1 protein-coding gene is annotated in these 641 nt (G+C 55.2%); it reads right to left on the bottom strand.

Annotated features, from left to right (window positions below):
- Positions 1–641 (bottom strand): RNA-guided endonuclease InsQ/TnpB family protein (locus NW820_RS13275; protein ID WP_414407761.1); only part of this gene is annotated, 641 nt, incomplete at both ends.

Raw genomic sequence — 641 nt, 5'->3', positions numbered from 1 at the left:
GCGGCACAAGAATCAGAGAAACCCCTGCAACCCTCGCCTTGTATTCCAGAAACTGCCTCAGTTGGTAGAACGCCCAACTGTTGGCCCTGCGCCTTTCGGTTTTGCTGCGTGGCTGTTGATTGACCCTTTCCCGGATCCCTGTCAGGTCTTCCAGGGCGATAGCGCTGTTGGTAGCTTTTGCCCTGGAGACAATAGCTTTGGAGATTCGATGATTGACCCACGCCTGAAAGCGTCTTTCCTTGCCAGACAGCCGTTGCAGCAGTTCTCTGCATCTGCGCCGCGAACTGCGGGTGCCCTTACTGGCTTTGCGTTGAAGTACCGCCCTCAGCTTGGAGTAGTGGTCGCGGACTCTGTTCAACTGCTGTCCATTCCAGTTGTCCCCCTCTGACGTATGGGCAATATCTGTCCTTCCCAAGTCCACCCCGATCACCTTGTCGGTATCTTGTTGCTTGGGCGGGTTTTTCTCTACGCAAATCTGGATGTAGTAGGAGCCGTCCTTCCGCTGGACTAGGGTGGCCGATTTGGGGTTAGAACCAGCCAGCATCCCACGCTGGTAGTTGCCAATGGCTAGTTCAAAGCGCTCTCGCCCTTCAACCGTGGTCAGCGACACCGTCCAGTCTTTCTCGCGGAATGAAAAGATA

The organism is Synechococcus sp. R55.7, assembly GCF_047461955.1.
Lineage (GTDB): Bacteria > Cyanobacteriota > Cyanobacteriia > Thermostichales > Thermostichaceae > Thermostichus.
Note: the sequence above shows the minus strand (reverse complement) of the source record. Positions and strands in the feature narration are given on the sequence as shown.